Here is a 25,707-nt window from a genome sequence, read left to right as displayed (position 1 = left end):
ATCCATAACAGAGGAGACGCGTTGATGAAACTGCTGATTACAGGAGGTCACGTAATCACGATGGATCCGGTCATCGGCAATGGCCGCTTCAACATATTGATCGAGGACGATCGCATTGTCTACATCGGACCGGAGGTTCAGGCACACGATGCGGAACAGCTCGATGCGTCCGGTTGCATCGTCATTCCGGGCCTCATCAACGCGCACATGCACACGTGGCAGACCGCCCTTCGCGGCGTGACGGCGAACTGGACATTGCCTACCTACTTCCGTAGCGTTCATGCGGGACTCGCGACATGTTTCAACCCGGATGACCTTCACATCGGTACGCTGGTGGGCGCGCTTAACCAGCTGAACCTGGGAACGACAACGCTCGGCGACTGGTGCCACAACAATCCGACGCCCGACCACACGGATCGTGCGATCGACGGGCTGCTCGAATCAGGAATCCGTGCGGTCTATTTTCACGGCTCTCCAAAGCCAGATCCTAAGCCCGGACAGAAGCACTTCAGTGAGATTCCTCACCCTCGCGGCGAAATCGAGCGCTTGCTGAAGAACAGATTTGCGAGCCGCGACGCGAGAGTCACGCTCGGGATGGCGATTCTCGGGCCTCATTACTCGACGTATGAGGTGTCCGAGCATGATTTTCAACTGGCGGCCGAATTCGAACTCATCGCCAGCATGCACTGCGCGGGTCTCGAACCGAAGACACCGGACGGTTGGGAACGTCTGGCTGAGGCTAGTCTTCTCGGCCCGACCACCAACATCGTGCACGGTAACAATCTGACTGACGCACAGCTCCGGATGATGATCAATCGCGGCGTCACATTTTCTGTGGCGCCCGAGACCGAAATGACACAGGGACACGGCCATCCGATTACTGGGCGTTTGCGCGATGCGGGCAGCGCGCCTTCCCTGGGAGTCGACCTCGAGTCGGCCATCGCAGGCGATATGTTCACCGTTGCGCGCGTCGCATTGGCTTCGCAGCGCGCGTTGGACAACGCGCAAGCTCGGGCCGAAACCGGACAGTTGCCCGCTCATTCCACGATATCCACCTCTGATGCTCTCAGTTGGATAACGATCCGCGGTGCGGAGGCACTGGGCCTTCAGGACCGCGTCGGGTCGCTGACGCCGGGAAAACAAGCCGATGTCGTTTTGATCCGCGCAGACGGATTGAGTATGCGACCAGTGCACGATCCTGTTTCGGCAGTACTGATGCAGGGAAGTGCAGCAAACGTCGACACTGTGTTGGTCGCCGGCGAATTCAAAAAGCGCGACGGAAAACTACTCTACGAGCATCTGGAGCAACGGCTCGACGAGCTGGATGCATCGGGCCACCGTATCAGCGAGCGCTTTGCAGCGCTGGTTCCTGCCTAAAAATTCGAATCCTGCTTTTGGAGTACACCAATTGAGCACACCTGACATTGACCTGCTGGCCGCGTACTGGACTCTCGCCGGAGACGTGGATCCGCTCCAGCCTTCTATCAGTCCTTATTCGTTACAGGCGCGCGTCGAAGCGGCAGCAAAAGCCGGTTGGCGGGGCATTGGTGTGATCCATGAGGACCTGGTGGCGACCATCGACAAGGTAGGCGCAGACACTGTCAAACACATCCTGGAAGACAACGGCATCAAACACTTCGAACTCGAGTTCCTCGTTGACTGGTATCTGGACGGTCCCGAGCGCCAGGTGTCGGATCGTGCTCGCCGCGTGATCCTCGAACTAGGCGCGAAGTTTGGCATGAAGAACGTGAAGATTGCTGCGAGCGCGCTGGATCAGCGAACGCCCGACTTCGCCCGGATGGCGGATGAATTCGCAACTCTGTGTCAGGAAGCGGCCGAGGTTGGTTCGAACGTGTCGATTGAAGTCATGCCGTTCTCAATCGTCAAATCGCTTGAAGATGGTCTCGCGATCGTTCAGCAAGCTAACCAGCAGAACGGTGGCCTCCTCCTGGATATCTGGCACATGGTTCGCGGCGGAATCGACTTCAGCGAAATCGCGAAAGTCCCTCCGCAGTTCATCAAGGCGGTCGAACTCGACGACGCCAGCTCGACCATCGAAGGATCGTTGCTGGAAGATACTGTCTTCCGCCGCAAGCTTTGTGGCGAGGGCGAGTTCGATTGTCCGGGGTTCATTGAGGCGGTCCAGAGCGCCGGATTTAACGGCGAGTGGTACGGCGTGGAGATCATCTCGACCGAATATCGCAAGCTTCCGCTGCAAGAAATGGCGACTAGGTCGTTCGACACGACCATGCAGCAGTTCCACAACGTTGAAGCACGGCAACGCAAAGCCAGTGCTTGATAGATAGCCGGGCATGAGCAGATCGCAGGTACTGATGTTCGAGATTGGTGGCCTCTCGAAGCTCGCTCGACATCAACCGCGCACTACGACTGGTAAGGATGCTTCAATGCACGATTTTGTTTATACCTCGCAGCCTTCGAAAGTGATCTTCGGCGCCGGCGTACTCGCCCGCGTCAATGAAGAAGTTCACGCGCTCGGAGCAAAAAAGGCACTGGTTCTTTGCACGCCGGAGCAGGTGGCACAAGCAACGGAGGTTTCCGATCTGCTGGGACCGCTCAGTGCGGGTGTCTTTGCAGAAGCAAAGATGCACGTCCCGGTTGAAACAGCAAGACGTGCCCGTGACCATGCACGAAACGTTGGCGCCGATTGCGCAGTGGCGATAGGCGGAGGATCCACCGTCGGCCTGGGTAAAGCCATCGCACTGGAATCCAGCTTGCCGATCATCGCAATTCCGACGACGTATGCTGGCTCGGAGATGACGCCGATCTACGGCCTCACTGAGAATGGATTGAAGCGTACCGGACGGGACCAGCGTGTGCTGCCCAAGACTGTTATCTACGATCCCATCCTGTCGTCGAGCCTGCCGCTCGGGCTGTCCTTCGTAAGCGGCCTGAATGCCATTGCGCATGCTGCGGAAGGGCTGTATGCCCGCGACGGTAATCCCGTCATGTCGCTGATGGCCGAGGACGGAATACGCGCGATGGCAGCCGGCCTGAGGGGCATCAAAGCGGATCCGCGGAACATCTCGGCGCGGGGCGAGTGTCTTTACGGCGCATGGATGTGCGGCAGTGTACTGGGCCACGTCGGAATGGCTCTTCATCACAAGCTCTGCCACACCCTGGGAGGAAGCTTCAATCTCCCACACGCGGAAACGCACGCTATCGTCTTGCCCCACGCGTTGGCGTACAACAGTGACGCGGCACCCGATGCCATGTTGCGAATCGCGCGAGCACTAGGAAGTGAAAGCGCAGCGCTTGGCGTCTTCGAGCTTGGTCGCGAACTCAACATTCCGTCGGGGTTGCGCGAGGTTGGAATGCAGGAATCCGATCTCGACCGTGCATGCGATATCGCACTCGCAAACCCTTATTGGAATCCACGCCCGATAGAGTGCGAGCCGCTTCGCTCTCTGCTGCAAGACGCCTGGAACGGAAACCCGCCCCGCATGTGATTGCAGCCTTTGTAAAGACGAGCCTATCGAAATCGACTGGCAATGTGCTCCGGGATGTTTTCCGGAGTAACGACGACGACCGAGGAAGACGGAGCGATCGCTGATGCAGGAATCAGTCGATGAAAGTGCATGATGTGCTGGCAAGCCGAACGCATGTCCTGACGCAAATCGTGATGAAGGATGGCCTGCACCTTTCCCCGAAGAAGCAAGCCAACGTTGTCGCGGTCAAGATCGTGCCCGATAAAGCATATGGGGTTTTGCTTCGCCGCCTCCAACACTTTCAGCACGGCTGCGTTGCCTCCACCCATCGAGTACACGGCAGCGACTCTTGATCTTCTCGTAACCACTTTCCGCATCCTCTCTTCGGTTTGCGGATTCAGTCCGTGTCCGCCACTCGCGTCTAGCAAACTCAGTTTCGGGTAATTGACACGGAGGGCTCGCCGGAAACTCGCCTCGCGCTCCTCCTCGCCTCTAAAGCCTTCGTCACTCATGGTAATCAAGACCGCGCCACGGGTACCCCCGAGCCAATGACCGATCAGATATGCCGCCGTCGCCCCCGCCACGCGATTATCGGGTCCGGCGTAGGCGATGCGAGCCGACAACGGAATGTCCGTGAAGGTGGTCACGACAGGTATGCCCATTGTCTTCAACTCTCCGATCGCGTCTGAGATGTCGGCGGCATCGCGCGCTTTCAGTAGAACACCGTGACTACCTCGCCTGCCGATCGAGTGAAGCGTTTCAACGACCTCCGCGGTAGTCATCGTTTCGCGCATGAGAAAGCGGGGCCTCAGCACCGCAGGATGAAAGGCGGGTAACTCCGCTTCGAGTGCTTCCTGAATTTCCGTCGAGAATCGAGACGGCGCTTCGGCCACCACATCGATGATGACCTTGCGCCCCTTCGCCGCCAGTTGAATCTCCTGCTTCTCCAACTCCCGGATAGCCTGCTCGACCCGCCTGCGTGTGCCTTCGCGCACATGGGCACGCCCGTTCAATACGCGGTCCACCGTAGCGACACCGACACCAGCCTGCAACGCAATCTCTTTTATGAGGAAACGGTTAGCCATCGTCATCCTCGGTTTTGATGGTTTTTTGATGTGTTTATCGTAACTCCCGGTGCGACGACGCGTCTATGCTGACGAAAACGGAGCGAGACATGAATGCCACCGAGCAAAGCAGCGAAACGTTAGGAAACAACTGGTATCGAGGGAGCGACTGCTCACTCGAAGCTTTCGCGGATCAACTACGAAAAAAGGCTGACCTCGGCTTGCGATTTTCGGTCGAGACGCAGTGCGACGTCCCCGTCTATGATTGCCGTGCGCTTGATGAAGTCTTGGTCGATCCTGTTCGGCAACGGGCGCTGCAGGCCGAGTGGGCAAACGTGCTTCTCGACGGCGCGGGCGTGCTGGTGATAAAAAACGCCTTCCGGGACACGGCGCCCGTCGATGAAGCAACCCGCATCTTTGAACAGATCATCAGGCAGGAGCGTGAATCCGGGACACAAGGAGCGGACCATTTCGCCAAAGCGGGCGCGAACGACCGCATCTGGAACGCTCACGAAAAGCTCTGTCTGCATGCACCCACCGTGTTCGCACGCTATTTCTCGAATGCGTTCATCGCATGCGTCGCGCAAGCATGGCTCGGACCCTTCTTTCAGATGACGACTCAGGTCAACGTCGTTCGACCAGGTGGAGAGGCACAGCAAGCACACCGCGACTACCATCTCGGGTTCCAGACAGTAGAGGAAGCGCAGCGCTTTCCCGCGCATGTCCATAAGATGTCGCCGTTCCTGACGCTTCAAGGTGCTGTCGCGCACAGCGACATGCCGATCGAGAGTGGCCCCACGAAGCTGCTGCCTTTTTCGCAGCGTTATGCTCAAGGCTACCTGGCGTGGCGACGCCCCGACTTTCGCGACTTCTTCGAAGCGCACTGCGTGCAGTTACCGCTCGCCAAGGGAGACGCGCTCTTTTTTAATCCGGCACTCTTCCATGCCGCCGGCGCGAATCGCACGCGAGACGTGCAGCGCATGGCGAATCTGTTGCAGGTATCTTCGGCTTATGGCCGCACGATGGAAACTCTCGATCGGATGCGCATGTGTGAGGCCGTCTACCCTGTACTTATCGAGTACCAGACCAACGGCCAGTTGACCGCGACTGAAATCGAGTCCGTTATTGCATCCACGGCGGAAGGCTACGCGTTCCCCACCAATCTTGATCGCGACCCACCGGCAGGTGGCCTCGCGCCCGCGAGTCAGCAGGCGCTGCTGCGTCGCGCACTCGACGAAGCGTGGCACTCATCGATGCTTCGCGAAGCGCTGCAACTCCATGCGTGGAAACGAACCGGTTAGAGCCGCCAAATGAGCCGGTATCGCGCGGTCCTCACCTGTCGGGGGGCGCTCGCTGATCGATACGGTACCGCAGATTCTGCGGTGGTCGTCCGTCTTCATGGTGTGATGACGTGAACGACGCATCGTCCGCGTCCGCCGCAAATATTCCTGCAATTCCTTCTTTAGCGTACCGCGGCCTGCATGGGCGCCCATGCCGTCGGCGCTGCCGTCCCTTTGGGAGACCTGCCTGCACTTCAACGACTGTCGATTGCGTTTCGATATCGTGAGTGGACATTGTCCAGATGGGTCTTCATTGCAGCGGTTGCCCTGGAAATGTTGCGGGTCTCGATTGCATCTATGATCTCTTGCCGCTCGTTCAGCGCGATTCGCTGGCGTTAATTCTAAAAATCGGTTGCAAATTGCGGCGCAATCACGCATGACCGTTTCCATCATCAAAACGAGCAGCGAGTTCGGGCTACACTCTGCTCTATATCGTGAGATGAGGTGACGCATGACGCCTCCTGCCTGCCTCCTCGAGCGGCACGTGGCGGTCGTTCGTGCGCGCTCAGCGCCTAAGAGCAGAGAATACGCAGATCGCTATAGGAACGGTAGCGATAGCCTTTTTCACTCGATGTCGCCTCGGGCGTTGCTGCGCCTGGTCATCGACTCGACCGCGTTCGCCCTTGGTGAAGCGCGGCTGAACGCATTGCGGCCCACTGTGTTCGCGACGTTCTGGCGGCAATGTCCGGTGACCGCCCCCGGTGTCAATCTGGCAGTGGAAATCCGCCCGAACCAGTTGTCTGCCGAAATCTCGGATCAGCCGCCCGCCGTTGACTTCATCGACGGAGTCCCCTGCCGTTATGCATTCGCTCAAAATTTGGGATAAGGCATTGGTCGCAAGCTGCGGCGAGCGTTTCCTTCCAGTCTCCTTCGCCATCATCCCTTGGACGGTAGCATGCTCGGATATACCGGCGAGCTTGCCCGACGGCCCGTGGAGGCGCCACATTATGCAGCCGAAGATCGGGCGCTCGTTGCTCTTGCGCGGGCGCACGCGGGCTCGCGAGCAGAATTCCTGCAGGCCGTTGCGGACCCGCCGTGTCGCTCTGCTCGGCAGGCAGCGCCGGCATCAGCCGCCGTTCTCAACTCGGACCCCGGATGATGGAATTCGGCTACCGCTATCAGTCGACCGATGCGCTGATCGAAAGAGCGAACCCCTATCTGCTTGAACTGAATCGGCGCTCCGGTGAAACCGTCGACCTGGCCGAACCCCACAGTCTCGACATGGTGTCTGTCGCACGCGTCACGAGTCCGACGCACACCGTGGTTCACATGCCTATCGGACGTCGATTACCGATCTACTGCACCGCATCCGGCCGCGCATATCTTTCGACGCTCGACATTGATGAAGCGCGCGCACTTCTGGAAACGTCTCATCGGGTCAATGTACGCCCCGTCCACGATTACGAACGTCGACGCGATATTGCGGCTTCTGGATCAGGTACGCGAGCGCGGATTCGCGAGCGCTTATGACGAGTTTTTTCGCACCGACATGACAATAGCGGTGCCGCTACATAACGCGCACGGCCGGGCGATCGGCGCGATCAACATTTCGGCATCTAGCATGCGATGGAGCCCCGAACAACTGGAAGAGCAGATCGTCCCGCTGCTCATTGAAAACTGCACGGATGATCTCGAAGCGTCCTGCTGATCCGATGTTGCTCGAGCCATTCCGTCGTGGCTACAGCGACGATCGAGAAAGCTAGATGAGCAACATCCCAAATCAAAAGGTGAACTCGACCAGCGTCTCTACCCAAAAAGCCCTCGGTGAAATTGACATCGTGACCGGCGACGGTGACAAATAAAAAAACGGCTGTGGTGCAAATAATTTGAATCGGAGCCAAGCGAAGTATTTTCAACCTATGCGCCTCACGCGGCGAGCACAGCACTCCCAGATTGCAGACGGAGTCTGGTCTTTGATACGCAGACAGCCGAGGGCGAACTGGTTCTTGCGAATGCGATGCACGAGTTCGAGGCCGGCCAGGGTAACCCCCGCGCAGCCGAAATTCTTGAACCCGAGCATGAGCGCGGTTCTGGACTTTATACCGCGACCGCCCCGCTCAATCATGTTGTTCAAATATTTCGACGTGCGCCGTCTGGTGTTGCGCTACATCGGATTCCCGGCTGGCAGTTCGCGCACTGCCCGACGTGATGCCGCGTAGCCATCGAGCGTGATGCTGGGGGTGCCCGACCCTGGGTGGAGCGCTTTACGCAAGAAAGCTTTGGCCGCAGCCACCTAACGTTTCTGGCTGAGCCTGAAGGCGACCGTATTGCCATCACGAACAACGGCGCGATCCAGGCAGATCGAGCGACCGCGCACCTTCACGTACGTCTCGTCGACGCGCCACGACGGGCCCGCATGGCGGCCATAGCGGGCTCAGCGTTTCTCGAACTCCGGGACATAGCGCTGCACCCAGCGCAGGATGTTGTCCAGGCAACATGTGTTAGATTAGAACACCATGTCCGAAGGCAACCGTTTCGGGTCGAGACCGCACTCCCCTAACGCTTCGAGAACGCGCTTCTTTGTATTACCGTCGGCATAATATTTCGTCGCCCACTTCTGGAGGAAATCGTAGAACTTCCCGTCGCCGTCGCGACGCGTCACGCCATCGGCGGGAATCGCGCTAAGCGGGTGCGGCACCACCATATTGGACAGATTTTGGTTCACCTTCATGGCGGCAAGGCCGGCGATAGCAGTAGTCAAGGTGATATCCGACTTGCCTGACTGCACGTCAAGAATCGCATCGTTGGAGTTCTTCAACGAACGGATTTGTGAATCGGCAAGATATTTTTTGGCTGCTTGCTCGGAGGTGGTGCCCATCGCTACCGCGACGCGCGTGGCCGGTTTGTTCAGAGCAGCCCATGTGTTGTCGATATTAAACCCCTTCCGACCAACTGCGACATCGGGCAAAGTCCAGAGCGGACCGAACATAGAGACCGCCTGCTTACGTTGCGGCGTCTCGGCAAGACCGATGAAGAAGTCGATTTTTCCGGACTGAACATCGAGAACCGATGTACCCCAGCTCGTTGTCACATATTCGATCTTCAGTTTCTCACCCATTGCCTGGCTGAGCGCGTCGACTGCGTCGCGGCTCATCGCAACAGGAAACCCCTTCCACTCATCACTGCCGGGAGACTGCCAGTAATAGCACTGCCGCGCCGGAATCACCCCAACGCGAACCACTCCGCGCGCCTTGACGTCTTGCCATGTTGAATCGGCTGCCTTCGCGGTTCCGACCAGAGCTATTGCAAGCGACACGCCAGCGGCGGCAGAGCGCAGGCAACCACCCGAATTTTTTAAGAAAGCCATGTTTCGCACCTTTTATCAATGGTTATCTGTTCGCTACCCCTCAACGCGCCACCATGCCGCCGGCAGTCACCCGGAAGTGGCTAAGAAACGCTTGAGTCCGCGGCTCGCCCGGCGCTCCGATCACTTCGTCGGCCGTACCTTCTTCGACGATACGTCCACCGTCCATGAACGAGACTCGATCTGCCACTTCGCGAGCAAAGCGCATCTCGTGTGTGACGATGACCATCGTCGCCCCTTCGCGCGCCAGTGACTTCATGACTGCCAATACTTCCTGTACCAGTTCCGGATCCAGCGCCGATGTCGCTTCGTCGAACAGGATCACCTTGGGCTCCATCGCCAGAGCACGCGCAATGGCAACCCGTTGCTGCTGTCCACCTGATAGCTGCTGCGGGCGCTGCGCCGCGCGCTCCGCAAGGCCGACCTTCCTCAGCATGCTCATGGCCAGATCCTTCGCTTCGGACTTGGGCATATTTTTGACGAAACATGGGCCTGACATGACGTTTTCGAGTGCGGTCATGTGAGGAAACAGATCGAACTGCTGGAACACCATTCCGACGCCAGCGCGAAACTGATCGAGCATCTTCGCCTTGGGCATCTTGTGACCCGGACCAGCGTGAATAATGTCGTTGCCGACGCGCACCGTGCCGCGATCCGGGTGCTCCAGCAGATTAATGCTGCGCAGCATCGTGGACTTGCCGCAGCCGCTCGGTCCTATCAGCACGCGCACTTCACCGGGCATTACGCGCATCGAAACACCGTGAAGGGCCTGGAAGCTACCATAGTGCTTTTCAATGCCGCCCAGTTCGATCATGGGTACAGCCTGCGCCGCTTCTCGCCGCGGCTTTTCCGGAAAAACTGGGTTCATCGTTGCACCTTTACTTCAAGTCGTTTGGCCATCATGGTTACCGGGAACAGGATGACCAAATAGACCAGCGCGACGAACGTATAAACTTCAAGGGGGCGATAGGTTTGCGAGGTCAGTTCGTAGCTCGTGTACATCAGGTCCGGTACCGCGACCACGTAAAGCAATGACGTGTTTTTCAGCTGCAATATGCATTGATTCACGAACGGGGGCACCATGCGACGCATTGCCTGCGGCAGGATTACGTGGCGCATCAGCCGCATGTGGCTCATGCCAAGCGCCCGCGCGGCGTTCCATTGTCCGCGCTCGATCGAGATGATGCCTCCGCGAAAAATCTCGGAGCAAAATGCACCCATGTATAGCGTTAGCCCAAGACCCGCCGCGACCCACGACGACAATGTGAAGCCCGTCAAGATTGGCAACGCATAGTAGAACCAGATTATTTGCACCATCGACGGCGTGCAACGGAAAAACTGAACATACGCTGCAGCCGGACCGCGCAACCACCAGCGGCGCGACAGCAGCAGCGATCCGCAGATCACACCGATGGCCATCCCGACAACGATGGTTCCAGCCGCATATCCTAACGTGATCGCCAGGGCATGAAGCCAGGCAGACGGTTCAACTACGACCCGCCAATCGAATTGATAATGCTGCATACCGCCCCCCTTGCTCGTACTACTTCAACACCACAAATTCGCGCGGGAATTTCGTGAGGAATTCAATACCGTCTTTGGTAACGGCTACCGTGTCGCTGTAACCAAGACCGTTTGCCGCCATGATCATGTGAAATACCATGCCTTCTTCGAGAATGAAGTCACAGGAGGGCGTGAATTCACGAATGAATTCGCCCGGGCTTGGACGGAAATTCAAGCCCATGCCGTAGCCGAGCCGGTTCGTATAGCTTGCGCGTTGCTTGAGTCCTGCCTCCAGCATCGGTGCACGCATCGCGGCGTCGATGTCGACCGAGCGGGCTCCCGCCTTCATCATGCTCAAGCCGATGTCCTGCGACTTAAGAATTGTGTTGGCCGTGTGCCATTGATCGTCCGTCGGTTCTGCGCCGAGTACACCCGTACGCAGAATACGCGTCCAATAATGATTTTTGATGCCGTGGAATTCGTAATGCAGCGCATCGCCGCGGCGCAGCACTCGATCGGTCCATGGACCGTGACCTTCGAGCGTGCGCTCACCGGTGGTCAGCACGCCATCGACCGGCAGATCGCTACCCGCTTTCAGACGCGCAAACGCCATCGCCGCGGCCACATCGCGCTCGGTGACACCTTCCTTCGTTGCATCAATTGCGCCTTGCAACGCCGCTTCCACGATGCGCGCCGACTTTCGCAGGGTGTCCAGTTCGAGCGGCGACTTGATGATGCGCAACTCGTCGATCATGCGTGACTCATCCATGAAGATTGCCGACGGTAATGCGGCCTTCAGGCGATCGTAGCGGTCCGCAGTGAGATACCAGGCCTGCTTGTCCAGCGCAATGCGGGCCGTTCGCAGACCACGGCTTTCCACCGCGCGCTTCGTCGCCTCAACCGGATCTTCGTGGTCCCAGTAAGTGCGGATGTCTTCCACCCAGGTCGTCACGCGCGCGGCCTTTTCTTCAATATAGCGAATGACCAGAAACGGCTCGCCTTCCACCGGCAGACCGAATGCCGCGTAGGCGAAATGCGCCGGCGTATAGAAGCCCGAGGTCCAGTTAATTGCCTCCTGACCGTACAGCAACAGCATGTCCATGCCGCGGCTTTTCATCTCTGCCCGAACCCGGGCAACGCGTTCGTCGAACTCTTGTTTCGGAAAATTCATTTGTTCAGTATCTTAAGAATGCGGCGCCGGATGAACCCGCTCACCGCCAACATGAAAAGTGAAAACTGCGCTATTAATCCGCATCGACTGCCGTGTTGGTTCGCGCAGTGGCTGCCTGTTCCTTGAAGAAGCGGCGGATATGGAACGGTTCTATCGGTGTGACGGTGGAACCGGTATCTATCAGCTCCGCCATCACGTCGCCCACGCCCGGTCCCAACTGGAAGCCCTCGCCGCAGAAGCCGAATGCGTAGAACAGGCCCGGCACCTTGCTGCTCGGTCCCATGATCGGCGTTTCGTCGGGCAGATAGCTTTCGATGCCGCTCCACACACGAATGATGTTCAGCGGCCTCGTCATCGGCAAGATGGCCTTCAGTTGTTGCACCTGATTCAGGGTATGTTCCGGGATAACGAAGGCGCGACGCAGATCGGCGTATGCCGGTCCACGGGGACCGCCGCCGATCACGATGTTGCCGCGCTCGACCTGACGTACGTAAATGCCTTCCATGGGATCGCTCGTCGAGATGCCGATGGCCGGGCCGATACGGTAAGGCACCGGCTCAGTGACCGACATCTGCGGACCCCGCGCCACGAGATCAACGCTCTCGCCGAATTTCGACGAAAACGCGTTGGCCCAAGCGCCTGCCGTCACGAGGCAAACCGGCGCGCGGTACGTGCCCTTTTCGCCCGCGCTCACAACGAAGTCCTCGCCGACCTTGTCGATTGCATGCACTTCGACGTTTTCGTACACGTTTGCGCCGGCACGCGCTGCGGCGCGGCCGAAAGCCGGTGCGGTAAGACGCGGATTGGCGTGACCGTCGAGCGGTGCGAACGCAGCGCCGATAGGACGATTCGACAGGAAGTAGAAGCGCGCGTTGAGTTCCGCGCGGGGCACCATTTCCATGCGCAGCCCGTAGGGCGCGGAGTCCCGCGTGTACCTCTCGAGGATGGCGAGCCGCTCTTCGTTGAAAGCGACGATCACGCGACCCGTCGGTAGAAATTCGCAGCTCTCGCCGAGCAACTCTGGCAAACGTTCCCAAATGGCGCGCGACCGATTGACCAGGGGCAGCTGATACAGCCCGCGGTTCGAGCCGCGCACGTTGCCGAAATTCACGCCGCTTGCCTGCTGACCGACGAGCCCACGTTCCAGCAGGATGACCGAACGCCCGCGCTGGCGCAGAAAGAATGCAGTGGCAGCGCCCATCAAACCGCCGCCTACGATGATGACATCAGCTACGCGTTCCATCACACGTTCTCCTGCGTCGACTCTGCGGCGATCGGCAATGGCTTGATCGGTGCCTGAGCCCGCAAGCGCCCAGCCATCTTCACCGGAACCCCAAGCGTCGCCGACACCACTTCTGCGCTAGCCAGGCCGCAATATCGCCCTTGGCAGCGGCCCATGCCCACTCGCGTCAGCGCCTTCGCGCGATTGACTTCGGGCGCGCCGAGATCCATGACCGAGCGGCGCAACTCGCCCGCCGTAATTGACTCGCAGCGGCACAGCAACGCGTGATCGGGCAGCCTTTCCAATTGACGAACGGGGAACGGAAACGCGTGCGCAATTCCGGTGGCAAAACGTCGCTGAGTCCGCTGGGCGCGCTGAAGCTCTGCCACGCGGCTCTTTGAAACGTCCATGCCCAAGTCCTTCAGTACGGCCAGCGCCGCCAGTTCGCCGCCGATTTCTGCAGCGTCAGCACCGAGCGTGCGTGCGCCGTCTCCGGCGACATAGACTCCCTTTACCGAGGTACGGCCCTCTTTATCGACCTCGGGCAGCCATTGGCGCGTGGTTTCGTCGAAGACGAAGTTGCAACGCGCGAGATCTGCGAGTTGCACTTCGGAACGGACGTGATAGCCCATGCCGAGCGCATCGCACGCAATTTCTTCGCGCTGGCCGTTGGCGAGTTCGACGCTAACGCCCGCCACGGTCTCGTTGCCTTCCACCTTCAGCGGCGTGATGCCTGCTTCCATACGAACGCCCGCACGGCGCAGCGCCGATACATAACGCATGCCCTTGAACAGCGTGCCGGGGCGCGACAGCAGTTCGGGCAACGCCTTGATGCGCAGCGACATTGGCGATGTATCGAGTACCGCCGCCACGTTGGCGCCGGCCTTCATGTACTGATACGCAACCAGATACAGCAACGGGCCGGTACCCATGAAGACCACGCGCGAGCCGATTGCGCAGGCCTGTGCCTTGAGCGCGATCTGGGAGGCGCCAAGAGTGTATACACCGGGCAGTGTCCAGCCTTCGAGCGGTAGCAGACGATCGGTCGCGCCAACGGCAATAATAATCGCGTCGAATTCGACGGACTGCGCTTGCTGGCCCTTCATCGTGTGAAGGACTCCGTCGTACACGTTCCAGGCAAGCGTATCCGGACGATAGTCGACCCTGCCCTCCAGGGTGTCGAAAGTCCTGTGCACAGCCACGGCCTTGTCGGCCTCCGCGCCGTAAAGCGTGGCGGCCGGGCGGGTGAATCCAATCGGCTGACGGCGGTAGATCTGACCACCGCTGTGCGACCCTTCGTCGATGACCACGGGCCTCAAGCCGGCACTCACGAGCGCTGCGGCCGCTCGCACACCAGCCGGGCCCGCCCCCACCACCACCACGCGTTTGCCTTGACTCATAGCTCCTCCGGCCAACGTGTCAGGACCGCCATGTCGTTTTCAACGACAGTCGTGCAGGCACGCATGCGCCGGCCATCAGCCAGCGTCACCCAGCAGTCCTGGCAGGCGCCCATCATGCAGAATCCTGCGCGGGGACCGTCGCCGAACTCCGACTGACGCGCCACCTCGTCGTTCACGCGCAACGCAACCAGCAACGTATCGCCTTCTAGCGCCGTGATTCTTCTTCCGTCGACCGTCAGATGCACGGGCGCTCGCTGCCGTTCGTCGAGACGAACAAAGCCACTCATGACCGACTCCCCTCAAAATTACCCATTGTCATTTCTCTGCCTGAGGCTCCAGCGCGCTCACTGCATGACCGCCATGCGAAGTTCAGTCATCGCCTCGATGGCAAACGCCGGCCCTTCGCGCCCGATCCCGCTCTTTTTCACACCGCCATACGGCTGGTGATCGACGCGATAGTTCGATGTTCCGTTAACCACCACCCCCCCAACTTTCAGGCGCCGCACACATTCGAGCGCGGTGCTGACCGACTTCGTGAACACGCCCGCCTGCAACCCGTAGATGGAATCATTCAGCGACTCGATTGCCGCTTCGAGATCTGTCACTCGTTCGACCGTGACGATTGGACCGAACACCTCTTCGCAAACCACCGGCAAGCGTTTGTCCACATCGACGAGAACCGTCGGCGTCAACATCGCACCGTCGCGCACACCGCCCGTCAACAAAGCCGCACCGGCATCGACGGCCTGACGGATCCAGCCTTCGAGCCGCTCTGCTGTAGCGGCATCGATCAGCGGACCGACCTGGGTATCGGGCAAGGCCGGATCACCGACCTTCAGCGCACGCACGTGTTCAAGAAACTTTTCCATGAACTGCGCGTGAACGGCCTGGTGCACGTGGATTCGCTGCACCCCGATACAGCTCTGGCCGGCGTGGCCGAACGCGTGAATCGCGAGTTCGCTGGCTGCTACATCCAGGTCGGCGTCCTCGCAAACAATATTCCCCGCGTTGCCGCCCAGTTCGAACTGCACGCGTTTGAGCCCCGCCTGGCGCACGATATTGAACGCCGCCTGTTTACTGCCGGTAAACGAAATGAGGTCCACTCGATCGTCGACGGTCAGGCGTTCACCGACATCGCGACCGCCGTGCACAAGATTTATTGCACCCGGTGGCAAGCCGAGTTCGGCGAACAACTCGACAAGCCGCGTGGCGCACGACGCCGCACGCGGATCAGGTTTGGCGATCACCGCGTTGCCAGCCGCCAGCGCCGGCCCGATCTTGTGCGCCAATAGATTGAGCGGCGCGTTGAACGGCGTGATGGCGGACACGACACCTACGGGCACGCGAACATAGAAACCGAGCCGCCCTTCGCCGCGTTCGCTTGCATCCATCGGCAAAACACTACCGGCGATGCGCGTGGCTTCATCCGCCGAAAAGCGCAAGGTTTCAGCCGAACGACCAATTTCGCTATGACACAGCATCAAAGGCTTGCCCGACTCTGCCACCAGCATCGCGGCAAATTCGTCAATGCGAGCCACTAGTGCGTCTGCCGCTTCGCGCAACCAGCGTGCGCGCCGGTGCGCCGGCACAGATTCCATTTTTTCCGCCGCGTTACGCGCCGCGGCAAGCGCAGTCTCGACGTCGTCGGGGGCGGACAGATGCGTCACCGAGAACGGTTGCCGCGAAAAGACTTCGGCCTGCTCATGAACCGATACGCTCTCGCGCCATTCTCCTGCGATGTACTGACGGTTAATTCGCATGATTCAGTTTGTCGTCGCGGTGGCAGTCAACTTTTCTCGCTCGGCGTCGTCGAAGAACACCCGCGGCAGTTTCGTCAGATATTCGACACCTGTTTCCGTGACTACCACCGTATCGCCAATGCCCACGCCTTCGGCCATTACGAGCATCAGGAACACCATGCCGGGCGCGAGCTTGAAGTCGGCATCCGGTTTGAATTCCAGGATCATTTCGCCCGGTGTCGGACGGAAGTTGAGTCCAAGGCAGTAACCGATTCGGCGTCGATAAGTTTCACCATCCTGAACACCAGCGGCAACGATTGGTTCACGGCAGGCTGCGTCCACGGCGTGTGCATCCACGCCGGGTTTCATCATTTTGATAGCGGCGTCCTGCGCGCCGATCAGCAATTTCGACAGCATGATCTGACGCGGCGATGCGTTGCCCAGTACCCCGCTGCGCAGTGAGCGCGCCCAGTAGTGCGAGCGGATGCCGTGAAACTCGTAGTAAAACGGTTCGCCCGCTTCAATGTGCTTGTCGGTCCACGGGCCATGGCCTTGCAGCGTGCGCTGTCCAGTGGTGAGGACGCCGTCGATCGGCAAATCGCTGCCCGCCATGATGCGCGCACTAGCCATGGCCGATGCGATCTCACGCTCGCCCGCGCCGGGCTTGGTTGCGCAGATGGCCGCCTCCATCGCAGTATCAACGGCATGACCCGCAACGCGCAGCAACGCCAGTTCGGCCGGCGACTTGATGATGCGCAGCTTTTCCATCATGCGGTTTTCACCGATGAACTTCGCGTTCGGCAGCGCGGCGCTCAGTTGCTCGAAACGCTCGAGCGTGAGATACCACGAGTGCTTGTCGATACCGATGCGAGCGCTCTCGAAACCCGCCTCGACCACAGCCTGACGCGTGAACTCGATCGGGTCCTGATGATCGTGATAGATGTAGCGCTTCTCGACCCAAGTCGTGGCGTCGGCCGCCTGCTCTTCCATCTTGCGCAGCACGAGGAACGGTTCGCCTTCGCGCGGCAGGCCGAGCGCGATATACGCAAAGTGGCCATGGGTGTAGAAGCCCGACAGCCAACACGTCGCCTCCTGGCCGAACAGCAGCAGCAGATCCAGATTGTCGCGCGCCATCTGATCGCGGGTTGCCGCAACGCGGGTTTGATATTCGTCGAGTTCGAAATACATGTCTGCAAGGTCCCAGAGGTAATCAGACGTGAGTGGCTGGATTCGCTCGGAACGCGGAGCGATCCGCGTTGCCGTTCATTATTTTATACACTCTAAACCTCCAAAATTCACTGTGTCAAGCTACGTTCACACAACTTTTGGCACGTTGCAGATCCTTGACATCACTCGATTTGATGGATGTTTCAATATTTGCTTGCTAAGATATAAACGATTTGCACAGTAGCGCCCGGCAGTGATCGGCGGCCCAAGCTGTGCACGATTTTGAAAATCAGACCAAATTCTGAACATCTATGGCAACTCAATCCCGGGCTACTCCGGTACCCAAAGCTACGAGTGATGGCCTTTCGCGAGCGAATGTCGGAGCGACGTTGCAGACATTCCGCAAGGCAATGAGTCTGTCTGTGAACGGTCTTGCGTTAAAGGCGGGCGTATCGGCCGGCATGATCAGCCAGATCGAGCGCAATAAGGCAAACCCGTCACTGAAGATTCTCGACAAGCTGCGCATCGCGCTCGACGTGCCGCTTAGCGCTTTTCTCGAAGGCGCTTCCCCAGTCGCCAGCACAACGCGTCCGATTGCCGCATCGCAGGACGACGATCACATCATTCGTCGCTTGGCCGATCGGCCAAAATTCAACGTAGGGTCGGCGCCCCTGTACAAGGAACTGCTCTCGCCATCGGGCGCCGAGGGCATGCAGTTCATGATTATCCGTATGCCTCCGCACGCGAAAAACGAAGACGTGGTCATTGCAGAAGGACAGAAGGGTGGTCTTGTAATCGAAGGCGAATTGACGCTATCGATTCAAGGGCGCAAGTCCGTTCTTCATATGGGCGATAGTTTCCAGTTCGAAGGCAACTGCCCGCACGGCATCTACAACAACACCGATTCCGACGTCGTCGTGCTGTGGATCATGACGTCGTTCCGACCCATCCATATGTAAAGCGCTCGAGCGTGGCGCGCGGCAATACCTGCCTGTCGTGCCGAATGCGCCATGTGCCCCTCCCGCTTCCACCCCGCGTCTCGAAAGGACGGCGGATTCGGCCCGTCCAGACGGTACTGGCAAGCGTTCGGGAAAAGACCATGACGGTTAGTTCGGCTGCCGCCAGCGTGTGGTTCGCTTTTCGACCCAGCGAATACCCCGCGAAGTCGCCAAACTCATGATGAGGAACAGCAGACCGACGATCGTCAGTGGTTCCATGTAGCGAAAATTGTCGGAGCCAACCTGCGACGCAACCTGCATCATTTCCCGCACGGTAATCGCGGCAAGCAAGGGCGTGTCCTTGAACATGTAAACCAGAAAACTGCCGGCGATGGGTACGCACACTGGGACCATTTGTGGGAGCACGACATTCACGAATACTTGGCGGTCGGTCAGCCCGAGCGCCTTGCCGGCAGACCATTGCGCACGGCGCACCGAAAGCAATGCCGACCGGTACGTTTCATAAAGATAGCAACTGTAGTGCAATCCGAAGGCAATCACCCCAGTCCACAACGGCCCCAAGGTTACGCCCCAGTCAGGGAGCATGTAGAAGAAAAGAAACACCTGCACGAGCAGCGGCGTACCACGGATAACACCAGTGATCCGGCTCAGAGGTCGGGCGACCCAGCGCGGCGTTAGCTCGGTCACCGCGAGCAGCAGCGCGCCGCCAGCCAGCGCAACGCAAAACGACGCGAGCGTCACGCCGACCGTAATCCGTGCACCTGCAACGAGTGAAGGCAGGATCTGCCAGGCAAAGCGCCAATCAAAATTCACGATGACAAGCCCATGTGTAGCCCGGCGCGCATCCGTTTTTCGATTCGCGCGGTCAAGGAGAGCACGCATTGCGCGAGCGCGTAATAAACCGCGATCACATAGATGAAGACCACAAGACTCGCGCCGAGATTCGCGCGCAACGCATTGGAGACGAATGACAGCTCCGGCACGGTCACGAGCGCCGTCACCGACGTGCTCTTGAGAATCAGCACGAGCAGGTTACCAAGCGGTGCGATGAGGATCGGCACGGCCTGAGGCAATTCGACGTGAACAAATGATTGATAGCGCGTGAGTCCGAGCGCCTGTGCAGCATGGCGCTGTCCTTTCGCCACCGCCGATAGCGCCGCCCGTACTGTTTCCGCGCCGTATGCACCGAAACACAAACCCAGTGAGTACACCGCGGCTTGCGTCGCCGGGATCGTCAGGCCGAACAGAGGCAAAACGAAGAAGATCCAGAAGAGTTGCACGACGAGGGAAATGCCCCGAAACAGCTCTCCGTAAATCAGCGCAGCCAATCGCACCCACTTGTTTGAGGACAAGGCAGCCATGCCCGCCACGAACGAGATCGCCAGCGCAAGAAGTGCCGACCACGCGAAGATCTCCACTGTCGTGCCCGTTGCGGCCAACAGGACACCGCGTTGTGTCCATAATTCCTTCATATGCCCGCAGCTCAGTTCTGTTCGTTGCAGAGCGAAGCGACTTCGACATTGGTGACGGGAATCACGTCTGCTGGCACTTTGTATTTGGCCAGCAGCTTGACGTAATCCGGCGAGCGAATGATCGCTTTCAGCCGCCTGTTGAATTCCTCCACGAATGCCGGATCACTCTTGGCGAAGGCGAAGCCCGCATAGTAGACGAAGGGTTTGCCGTTCTGCATTGGCGGCTTGAGCGGCGAGATAAGCCGGAGACCGTCGTCGTTATTGACTGCAGCCGCTGCGCCAAGCGCCGACAACAAACCAACGTCAATACGTTTAGACTTCACGGCGGACGTCAGCGACACGCGGTCGGTAAAGTTGGAAATCTGCGAAATGTCGCCCCCAGCTGCCGCGAACGCCTTATCCTCCTGGCCGCCCGTTAGTTTCCCGAAGCGCAGATTTTTCTGCTGTGCGAGCGCATCCATCGTCGAGACATGGACTGTGTCATTGCCTTTACGAATGAATGCCCCTGCGCCGATCATGAAATCTGGCGTGCTGAATTTTGCTACCTTGCAGCGCTCAGGGCGAACATACATACCGTCAGAAGCAATATCGAAACGGCCGGCCTGAATCCCTGGAATCAGCGCGCCGAATGTAGTGGAAGTCACTTCCACCTTTGCGCCCATGTCGTGAAGAATGTGTTCTACCAGCTCAACTTCGATGCCGATAATCTTGCCGTCCGGACCGCTGTAGCCGAAGGGAGAATCGTTTGCCACTGCCTGGCGCACGGGCTCACCGCGCTTGATGCGTTCGGTGAGGGTTTCGGCGTGAACGGATACCATTGCCATTGCCATACCGGCAGCCATCACACCGCGAAGCAGCGCAGACAAACGCCCGCGTACCGCGGTGACATTGAACGAGCGGCGACGCGCGTCGCAGCGATGATTGACAGACTGGATAGCGAGCGTTGCCATGGCGGAAGTGAGATCCCTCTTTTGCGGTTCAATAAAACTGGTTATTCGCGCTCAAGCACCGGTCGTCGGACGGACGCCTGTGAAGGATGCGCCGAAATACAGCAGCGGTTGCCCTGCACCGGTACAAACGCGAACTTCTCGCACCCGGCCGATGCAAATGGTGTGCGAACCCGCCTGAACTGCCTGCTCGATGTCGCAATCGAAACTGGCGAGCGCGCGCGTCAGCATCGGCGAGCCGGTGATGCCGGCTTCCCACTCGACGCCTTCGAAACGTGCCCGACGGTCGCTCGACAAGAACTGGCGCGCGAGTTCGACATCGCGTTCGTCAAGCAGATTGACGCAGAAACTCTTCGCGTTGAGGATGCGCGAATGGGTCGACGAAGACTGATTCACGCAAACAAGCAGGCTCGGCGTCGGCTCTGCCGATACCGAAGTCACGGCGGTCACGAGCAATCCGTGCGGCAGTCCTTCGTCAAAGGTCGTCACAGCGCAGACGCCGGCGGCCAGATGCCGCATCGCCGCTTTGTACTGCGCAGGATCGACGGCCAACTGAAGGCCGTCCGCTGTCGCGCCCGCAAAAACATTGGATGTGGTCATGCCCAATACCATTTGGCAGCGTTCCATGCGTTCGAGCGCACGTTTACGTTCGGTTGGAAACCTTTGAGATTCGACTTGGTGCCTTCAATCTGGACAATCTGGAACAGCGGCAACATGACGAGCTGGTCGCGCATGATCTCCTGAAGCTTCCAGTAGTCGGTCTTGCGCTGATTGCGTTCCGAACTTCTCAGGCCGTCCTGGACCAGATGATCGACAGTGGCGTTCTGGAATTGGTAGATGTTCGAGCCGACCCCGCCTTTCGCCGGAATTGAGCCGCTGCCGAAGCGGTGACGCACATCGGGATCGGAAGCGACCGTGCAGTCGGTATAGGTGAGAAAGCTGTCGAATTGCGACTGCTGCCAGAACTTGCCCCACATGACGGCACCCGGCATGTTATTAATCGTCATCTGCACGCCGATCTTGCTCCAGCTTTGCGCGAGATACTGCTGAGTCTGTTCCCGCACATGGTTGCCGGTCGGCGTCGAGTTCGAGAACGCAAGCCGCACCCCGTTCTTCATGCGAATGCCATCCGCGCCGCGCTTCCAGCCCGCCTGATCGAGCATCTGGTTGGCTTTATCCGGCGCGTATTGGTGCGGCGGCAGATTTGGATCGTAGGCCCAGTTGCCAATCGGAAGATACGATTCAACAGGCTTAGGCAAACCGAGATAGAACGCGTCGATGATCGCTTTCTTGTCCATCGCCATGTAAAGCGCCTGACGCACCGCTTTCTCCGACAGCGCAGGGTGGCCGACGTTGAAAGTGACGTTCTCAACTCCCGCAGCCGGAATAACATGGATGATTCGATCGGGCAGCGACTTCGCTTCCCTGTAGTGATCCGGCGCAATGCCGAGCGTGCCCAGATAGTCGATAGAGCCAGTCTGGAACTGCGTGAACAGCACATTCATATCCGGCACATACTTAAACACAAGTCGTTCGACGTAGGGCGCACCGCCGTAATAGCTTGGATTGGCTACGACGCTCACGTAGTCGCCCGCCCGCCGCTCCTGCCAGCGGAACGGGCCGGTGCCAACCGGCGCGGAATTGAACAACGCCGTATTGGGATCGCTGCTCGCGCCCAGCACGTGCTTCGGCACCATGAACGTCCACGACAGGATCGACATGTATGGCGAAAAAGACTCTTTCATCTGCCAGCCGATTTCGTGGTCGCCATACAAGCGGATATCGGTGACGAGCTCATGACCGTCGCGGCTCGAAACCCGAAACTTCGGATTCTGCAAAAGCTCGATCGTGTATTTAACGTCGGCGGCCGTAAATGGCGTGCCGTCGTGCCACTTCACGTCGTCGCGCAGTTTGATGCGGTACGTCATACCATCGGCGGACACACCGCCGTTTTCCACCGTCGGCACCTCGCGCGCGAGTTTGGGAGTCGGATTGCCTGCGGGATCGATGCCCCAAAGTGGATCGAACAGATTCCACCATAAGCCCTGATCGACCGACAAGCCGAGCATTAATGGATTGAGCACCGTGACTTCGTTGGTAATCCCAATGACGACCTGACCGGTCGGACGCGAAGGCGGCGCGGCAACTGCCTGCTCCAGGCCAATCAAGGGTGGAACGGCCGCGGCAGCTGCCAGCGCGCCGACAATTCGGAAGAGAGACCGGCGGCCCGCATTTTTCAGTTCAGACATGACACTCCCGTTCGTTTCCGGATGATTCTGTTTTTGCTTCGGGTCTTCCCGTGCTCGTCGCCTTGCATTCGCGCAGTGCGCCCTCAGACTACGATGAGATCAGCTGAGCACTTCGACAGCACTTCGGCGTGATCGTCGTGGATCAGCACGCAGTCAATCAGCCGCGCACCGAGACGTTCCCCGTGAATGAACACTGGCGGCTCAACCGACAGCACCATGCCGGCTTCGAGCACGTCTTCGCTCCCGTCAAACATGTTGACCGATTCACCCCAGGAAGGCGGATAGCCTGGGGCGATGCCGTAACCAGTGGTGTGCAGGTTGTACTGCTCGAGGCCGGCTTTGCGCAACACGCCAACCGCTGCCATGTGAACGTCTTCGGCGCGCACGCCGGGACGCATCATCGCAATGGCGGCCTGACACGCGTCGTAAGTGGCCTGATGCACGTATCGCGCGCGATCGGTCGGTTCGTCGATATTGAAATGGCGGGCAATCGTCGCGCAGTAACGGCGATACTGTCCGCCGAACTCGATATGCATGAAATCGCCCCGCTGAAGCATTCGGTCCGTCGGCAGCCCGTGCGCGTAACACGTGCGTTCGCCCGAAACGAAGTTCATCGGGCTCGCCGGGCTGTCGCCGCCTGCCATCATCATGGCGCCGTGCGCATGCGCGGCGACTTCCTTCTCCGTAAGCCCTGGCTTGAGAGCCGAGCGCAGCGATTGAATGCCGACATCGGCGATGCGCGCGGCTTCACGGATATACGCGATCTCCGCAGGCGACTTGACGAGCTTGAGCCGCTCGATAAGCAATGTCTCGTCGCTCACGATTGCTTTGGCCAACACTTGCTTAAGCTTGAGATAATTGTGAACGCTCAGGTAGTAAGCCGGCGTTTCGAGGCCTATGCGCGCCTGGAGCAGCCCCTTCTCCGCCATGATCCGGCCAAACACCTCAATCGGATCTTCGAAGCGACGGCCACCCCAGCCGCGCACGTCGGGAGCAAGACTTAGATCCGTCATTTCCGCGACGTCGCCGAGGCGCAACATCATCGTTAGCGGTTTGTCTTCGAGCGTGAAAATCAGGCATTGAAAAACCTGGTAGGCCTTCGCCGACATCCCGATTAAATAGCTGATGTTGATCGGTGAGATGACGACGAGCGCGTCGAGCTGCTTCAGGCGCATGGCTTCGCGCACGCGTTGTTGCCGATCCTCGAACTCGGCCCGTTTAAAGAAATACCTGGACATAAAGTAAAGTGACTCGCTGGAAAAGACGCTAAAACGAAGACGTTTGCTGAGAACTGAGTTGCCCGGCTGGTCGACACTGCGGCTATGGCTCCATCTGCCTCCATGACTCATGCCGCCGGATGGGCGGGCCTTGCGATGCCGAGGCTTTCACGCAGCGTGGTGCCCTCGTATTCCTTGCGGAACAACCCACGGCGCTGTAGTTCCGGAACGACCATGTCGACGAAGTCATTTACGCTTCCCGGCGTATCGGGCGGTTGAACGTTGAAACCGTCGGCAGCACCGTCCACGAACCACTCTTCCATCGTGTCGGCGATCTGTTTGGGCGTGCCGGCCATCGAAATATGCCAGTCTTCGCCAATGGCGAGAATGCGATACATGTCGCGAATCGTGAGCTTTTCTTCGCGCGCGCGCTCGATCAGCATCTTGCTGAAGTCGCTCTTGTTCCAGTTCGACGACAGGGTTTCCACGTCGAGCGGCATCCGCCCGTTGGTGTCGTAAGCGGAAAGATCGCCAAAAAAAGGCTTCAGCATTGCCAGTCCCACATCGGGCGAAACCAGGTCCTGCGCGCGTTCCATCTTGGCGCGCGCTTCAGCCTCCGTACGGCCCACGTAAGCCATGATGCCTGGCAGCACCTTTACGTCGTCCGGCGAGCGCCCGTTAGCGACCGCTCGTGCCTTGACGTCACGCGCGTATGCGGCCGCGCGTTCCTTCTGAGGCTGACCTGCGTAAGCAATGCTGGTGTAGCGGCCCGCGAGTTCCTTGGCCGATTCCGAGTCACCAGCGGTAATCAGCACCGGTTGCCCTTGTGGCGAGCGCGGCACGTCGAGTGGTCCGCGCACGCTGAAGTGCTTGCCTTCGTGCGCGAGCACGTGCAGTTTCCTGCGATCGACGTAGACGCCGTTCGACTTGTCCACCGGGAATGCGTCGTCCTCCCAGCTATCCCAAAGACCCTTGCAAACTTCGATGAATTCGAATGCTCGCTCGTAACGCACCGCGGAATCGGCCGGTGCTGCCAGACCGAAATTGCGCGCCTCTTCCATGTTGTATGAAGTGACGATGTTCCAGCCTGCACGGCCGCCGCTTATCTGGTCAAGGGTGGCGAACGCTCGCGCCGCCGTGTATGGATGTGCATACGTCGTCGAGATGGTCGACACGAGTCCGATATGTTGCGTCGACACAGCAATCGCCGCCAGTATCTGCAATGGATCGTTCTTGACCACGGTATGTCCACGTGTTTTCGAGCGGCTTTCGTCTTCGATGTAATGTGATCCGAGCACGTCAGCCATAAACACCAGATCGAATTTGCCACGCTCGGCCGCCTGCGCCACTTCGATGAAGCGACGGACATTCATCATGCTGTCCGGTGCGACTTCGGGCAGGCGCCAGGCGGCCACGTGATAACCGTGCCGCCAGATCGACAGTCCGAGCTTCATTTGTCTCTCGTTCATTTTCCCAATCCTCTTCTTGGTTCGGCCGCCTGAGCGGC

General features: G+C 59.1%; 25 protein-coding genes and 2 pseudogenes. 8 read left to right on the top strand and 19 right to left on the bottom strand.

Annotation, left to right across the window (positions count from 1 at the left end; translation table 11 throughout):
* Positions 1-24 precede the first annotated feature (24 nt).
* From F757_RS0108660 to F757_RS0108650, 3 genes are all read left to right on the top strand, one after another.
* Positions 25-1,377, top strand: a complete 1,353-nt coding sequence (locus F757_RS0108660) for an amidohydrolase family protein (RefSeq protein WP_156923568.1) — start codon at positions 25-27, stop codon at positions 1,375-1,377.
* A 31-nt stretch (positions 1,378-1,408) separates the two neighbouring features.
* On the top strand, positions 1,409-2,299 hold the full coding sequence (locus tag F757_RS0108655; protein ID WP_027211053.1) for a sugar phosphate isomerase/epimerase family protein: 891 nt from the start codon (positions 1,409-1,411) through the stop codon (positions 2,297-2,299).
* A gap of 106 nt (positions 2,300-2,405) precedes the next feature.
* The gene (locus tag F757_RS0108650) at positions 2,406-3,467 is read left to right on the top strand and encodes a maleylacetate reductase (RefSeq protein ID WP_027211052.1); all 1,062 of its coding nucleotides are present in this window, start codon (positions 2,406-2,408) and stop codon (positions 3,465-3,467) included.
* A 23-nt stretch (positions 3,468-3,490) separates the two neighbouring features.
* Here the strand turns inward: F757_RS0108650 and F757_RS0108645 are convergent, their stop codons facing one another.
* Positions 3,491-4,531, bottom strand: a complete 1,041-nt coding sequence (locus F757_RS0108645) for a LacI family DNA-binding transcriptional regulator (protein ID WP_027211051.1) — start codon at positions 4,529-4,531, stop codon at positions 3,491-3,493.
* Positions 4,532-4,620: 89 nt separating this feature from the next.
* Here F757_RS0108645 and F757_RS0108640 point away from each other — a divergent pair, with 89 nt between their 5' ends.
* A complete protein-coding gene (locus F757_RS0108640) occupies positions 4,621-5,811 on the top strand; it encodes a phytanoyl-CoA dioxygenase family protein (protein ID WP_027211050.1) in 1,191 nt (396 codons plus the stop codon).
* Between the two features lie 9 nt (positions 5,812-5,820).
* Here the strand turns inward: F757_RS0108640 and F757_RS35710 are convergent.
* Positions 5,821-5,985 (bottom strand): annotated as a pseudogene (locus tag F757_RS35710) (IS30 family transposase); the annotation flags it as partial.
* 316 nt (positions 5,986-6,301) lie between these two features.
* On the opposite strand from F757_RS35710, the gene F757_RS0108635 reads away from it, so the two are divergent.
* From F757_RS0108635 to F757_RS37005, 3 genes are all read left to right on the top strand, one after another.
* A complete protein-coding gene (locus F757_RS0108635; protein WP_156923566.1) occupies positions 6,302-6,676 on the top strand; it encodes a hypothetical protein in 375 nt (124 codons plus the stop codon).
* A 269-nt stretch (positions 6,677-6,945) separates the two neighbouring features.
* Positions 6,946-7,320 carry an IclR family transcriptional regulator domain-containing protein gene (locus tag F757_RS34980; protein ID WP_084530784.1) on the top strand — a complete coding sequence of 125 codons (375 nt, stop codon included), beginning with the start codon at positions 6,946-6,948 and terminating at the stop codon, positions 7,318-7,320.
* Positions 7,232-7,498, top strand: a complete 267-nt coding sequence (locus tag F757_RS37005; protein WP_198021370.1) for an IclR family transcriptional regulator domain-containing protein — start codon at positions 7,232-7,234, stop codon at positions 7,496-7,498. Before F757_RS34980 ends, F757_RS37005 begins: the two co-directional genes overlap by 89 nt.
* A gap of 218 nt (positions 7,499-7,716) precedes the next feature.
* On the opposite strand, the pseudogene F757_RS33200 reads toward F757_RS37005, so the two are convergent.
* The 10 genes and pseudogenes from F757_RS33200 to F757_RS0108580 all read right to left on the bottom strand — a co-directional run.
* Positions 7,717-8,272: pseudogene (locus F757_RS33200) on the bottom strand (IS6 family transposase); the annotation flags it as partial.
* A gap of 24 nt (positions 8,273-8,296) precedes the next feature.
* A complete protein-coding gene (locus F757_RS0108620; RefSeq protein WP_084530782.1) occupies positions 8,297-9,157 on the bottom strand; it encodes a transporter substrate-binding domain-containing protein in 861 nt (286 codons plus the stop codon).
* 40 nt (positions 9,158-9,197) lie between these two features.
* On the bottom strand, positions 9,198-9,968 hold the full coding sequence (locus F757_RS0108615) for an amino acid ABC transporter ATP-binding protein (protein WP_027211046.1): 771 nt from the start codon (positions 9,966-9,968) through the stop codon (positions 9,198-9,200).
* A gap of 50 nt (positions 9,969-10,018) precedes the next feature.
* Positions 10,019-10,678, bottom strand: a complete 660-nt coding sequence (locus tag F757_RS0108610; protein ID WP_027211045.1) for an amino acid ABC transporter permease — start codon at positions 10,676-10,678, stop codon at positions 10,019-10,021.
* A gap of 19 nt (positions 10,679-10,697) precedes the next feature.
* Entirely contained in the window at positions 10,698-11,828 is a 1,131-nt protein-coding gene (locus F757_RS34590; protein WP_027211044.1) for a M24 family metallopeptidase, read from the bottom strand.
* A 73-nt stretch (positions 11,829-11,901) separates the two neighbouring features.
* Positions 11,902-13,071 (bottom strand): NAD(P)/FAD-dependent oxidoreductase, encoded by a 1,170-nt coding sequence (locus tag F757_RS33190; protein WP_035466526.1) that lies wholly within the window; start codon positions 13,069-13,071, stop codon positions 11,902-11,904.
* Complete coding sequence (locus F757_RS33185; RefSeq protein ID WP_035466524.1) at positions 13,071-14,450, bottom strand: FAD/NAD(P)-dependent oxidoreductase; 1,380 nt, start codon at positions 14,448-14,450, stop codon at positions 13,071-13,073. The genes F757_RS33190 and F757_RS33185 overlap by 1 nt, the downstream gene beginning before the upstream one ends.
* Positions 14,447-14,737, bottom strand: coding sequence for a (2Fe-2S)-binding protein (locus F757_RS0108590; RefSeq protein WP_027211043.1), 291 nt, complete (start codon positions 14,735-14,737; stop codon positions 14,447-14,449). Before F757_RS0108590 ends, F757_RS33185 begins: the two co-directional genes overlap by 4 nt.
* Positions 14,738-14,794: 57 nt before the next feature.
* The gene (locus F757_RS0108585; RefSeq protein WP_027211042.1) at positions 14,795-16,210 is read right to left on the bottom strand and encodes an aldehyde dehydrogenase family protein; all 1,416 of its coding nucleotides are present in this window, start codon (positions 16,208-16,210) and stop codon (positions 14,795-14,797) included.
* A 3-nt stretch (positions 16,211-16,213) separates the two neighbouring features.
* Positions 16,214-17,377, bottom strand: a complete 1,164-nt coding sequence (locus F757_RS0108580) for a M24 family metallopeptidase (RefSeq protein WP_027211041.1) — start codon at positions 17,375-17,377, stop codon at positions 16,214-16,216.
* A gap of 368 nt (positions 17,378-17,745) precedes the next feature.
* Here F757_RS0108580 and F757_RS33180 point away from each other — a divergent pair, with 368 nt between their 5' ends.
* Positions 17,746-18,315 (top strand): helix-turn-helix domain-containing protein, encoded by a 570-nt coding sequence (locus tag F757_RS33180; protein WP_051376718.1) that lies wholly within the window; start codon positions 17,746-17,748, stop codon positions 18,313-18,315.
* A gap of 147 nt (positions 18,316-18,462) precedes the next feature.
* Here F757_RS33180 and ehuD read toward each other — a convergent pair whose 3' ends face one another.
* The 7 genes from ehuD to F757_RS0108540 form a co-directional block, all read right to left on the bottom strand.
* Positions 18,463-19,128 (bottom strand): ectoine/hydroxyectoine ABC transporter permease subunit EhuD, encoded by a 666-nt coding sequence (gene ehuD, locus F757_RS0108570; RefSeq protein WP_027211040.1) that lies wholly within the window; start codon positions 19,126-19,128, stop codon positions 18,463-18,465.
* Positions 19,125-19,787 carry an amino acid ABC transporter permease gene (locus tag F757_RS0108565; RefSeq protein ID WP_035466520.1) on the bottom strand — a complete coding sequence of 221 codons (663 nt, stop codon included), beginning with the start codon at positions 19,785-19,787 and terminating at the stop codon, positions 19,125-19,127. The genes ehuD and F757_RS0108565 overlap by 4 nt, the downstream gene beginning before the upstream one ends.
* A gap of 11 nt (positions 19,788-19,798) precedes the next feature.
* Positions 19,799-20,737, bottom strand: coding sequence for a transporter substrate-binding domain-containing protein (locus tag F757_RS0108560; protein ID WP_027211038.1), 939 nt, complete (start codon positions 20,735-20,737; stop codon positions 19,799-19,801).
* 51 nt (positions 20,738-20,788) lie between these two features.
* The gene (locus F757_RS0108555; RefSeq protein WP_051376717.1) at positions 20,789-21,334 is read right to left on the bottom strand and encodes a flavin reductase family protein; all 546 of its coding nucleotides are present in this window, start codon (positions 21,332-21,334) and stop codon (positions 20,789-20,791) included.
* Positions 21,331-22,983 (bottom strand): peptide ABC transporter substrate-binding protein, encoded by a 1,653-nt coding sequence (locus tag F757_RS0108550; protein ID WP_027211036.1) that lies wholly within the window; start codon positions 22,981-22,983, stop codon positions 21,331-21,333. The genes F757_RS0108555 and F757_RS0108550 overlap by 4 nt, the downstream gene beginning before the upstream one ends.
* A gap of 83 nt (positions 22,984-23,066) precedes the next feature.
* Positions 23,067-24,221 carry a M24 family metallopeptidase gene (locus tag F757_RS0108545; RefSeq protein WP_027211035.1) on the bottom strand — a complete coding sequence of 385 codons (1,155 nt, stop codon included), beginning with the start codon at positions 24,219-24,221 and terminating at the stop codon, positions 23,067-23,069.
* A gap of 107 nt (positions 24,222-24,328) precedes the next feature.
* Positions 24,329-25,669 carry an LLM class flavin-dependent oxidoreductase gene (locus F757_RS0108540; protein ID WP_027211034.1) on the bottom strand — a complete coding sequence of 447 codons (1,341 nt, stop codon included), beginning with the start codon at positions 25,667-25,669 and terminating at the stop codon, positions 24,329-24,331.
* Positions 25,670-25,707 lie beyond the last annotated feature (38 nt).

Source organism: Burkholderia sp. WSM2232, assembly GCF_000472545.1.
In the GTDB taxonomy this organism is placed as follows: domain Bacteria; phylum Pseudomonadota; class Gammaproteobacteria; order Burkholderiales; family Burkholderiaceae; genus Paraburkholderia.
This window is presented reverse-complemented; position numbering and strand designations above follow the sequence as displayed.

Coding starts and splice junctions, on each gene's coding strand:
- F757_RS0108660 (WP_156923568.1), top strand. CDS start 25: ATGAAACTGCTGATTACAGGAGGTCACGTAATCACGATGGATCCGGTC.
- F757_RS0108650 (WP_027211052.1), top strand. CDS start 2,406: ATGCACGATTTTGTTTATACCTCGCAGCCTTCGAAAGTGATCTTCGGC.
- F757_RS0108645 (WP_027211051.1), bottom strand. CDS start 4,531: ATGGCTAACCGTTTCCTCATAAAAGAGATTGCGTTGCAGGCTGGTGTC.
- F757_RS0108640 (WP_027211050.1), top strand. CDS start 4,621: ATGAATGCCACCGAGCAAAGCAGCGAAACGTTAGGAAACAACTGGTAT.
- F757_RS0108635 (WP_156923566.1), top strand. CDS start 6,302: ATGACGCCTCCTGCCTGCCTCCTCGAGCGGCACGTGGCGGTCGTTCGT.
- F757_RS34980 (WP_084530784.1), top strand. CDS start 6,946: ATGATGGAATTCGGCTACCGCTATCAGTCGACCGATGCGCTGATCGAA.
- F757_RS37005 (WP_198021370.1), top strand. CDS start 7,232: ATGTACGCCCCGTCCACGATTACGAACGTCGACGCGATATTGCGGCTT.
- F757_RS0108620 (WP_084530782.1), bottom strand. CDS start 9,157: ATGGCTTTCTTAAAAAATTCGGGTGGTTGCCTGCGCTCTGCCGCCGCT.
- F757_RS0108615 (WP_027211046.1), bottom strand. CDS start 9,968: ATGATCGAACTGGGCGGCATTGAAAAGCACTATGGTAGCTTCCAGGCC.
- F757_RS0108610 (WP_027211045.1), bottom strand. CDS start 10,678: ATGCAGCATTATCAATTCGATTGGCGGGTCGTAGTTGAACCGTCTGCC.
- F757_RS34590 (WP_027211044.1), bottom strand. CDS start 11,828: ATGAATTTTCCGAAACAAGAGTTCGACGAACGCGTTGCCCGGGTTCGG.
- F757_RS33190 (WP_035466526.1), bottom strand. CDS start 13,071: ATGGAACGCGTAGCTGATGTCATCATCGTAGGCGGCGGTTTGATGGGC.
- F757_RS33185 (WP_035466524.1), bottom strand. CDS start 14,450: ATGAGTCAAGGCAAACGCGTGGTGGTGGTGGGGGCGGGCCCGGCTGGT.
- F757_RS0108590 (WP_027211043.1), bottom strand. CDS start 14,737: ATGAGTGGCTTTGTTCGTCTCGACGAACGGCAGCGAGCGCCCGTGCAT.
- F757_RS0108585 (WP_027211042.1), bottom strand. CDS start 16,210: ATGCGAATTAACCGTCAGTACATCGCAGGAGAATGGCGCGAGAGCGTA.
- F757_RS0108580 (WP_027211041.1), bottom strand. CDS start 17,377: ATGTATTTCGAACTCGACGAATATCAAACCCGCGTTGCGGCAACCCGC.
- F757_RS0108565 (WP_035466520.1), bottom strand. CDS start 19,787: ATGAAGGAATTATGGACACAACGCGGTGTCCTGTTGGCCGCAACGGGC.
- F757_RS0108560 (WP_027211038.1), bottom strand. CDS start 20,737: ATGGCAACGCTCGCTATCCAGTCTGTCAATCATCGCTGCGACGCGCGT.
- F757_RS0108555 (WP_051376717.1), bottom strand. CDS start 21,334: ATGACCACATCCAATGTTTTTGCGGGCGCGACAGCGGACGGCCTTCAG.
- F757_RS0108550 (WP_027211036.1), bottom strand. CDS start 22,983: ATGTCTGAACTGAAAAATGCGGGCCGCCGGTCTCTCTTCCGAATTGTC.
- F757_RS0108545 (WP_027211035.1), bottom strand. CDS start 24,221: ATGTCCAGGTATTTCTTTAAACGGGCCGAGTTCGAGGATCGGCAACAA.
- F757_RS0108540 (WP_027211034.1), bottom strand. CDS start 25,669: ATGAACGAGAGACAAATGAAGCTCGGACTGTCGATCTGGCGGCACGGT.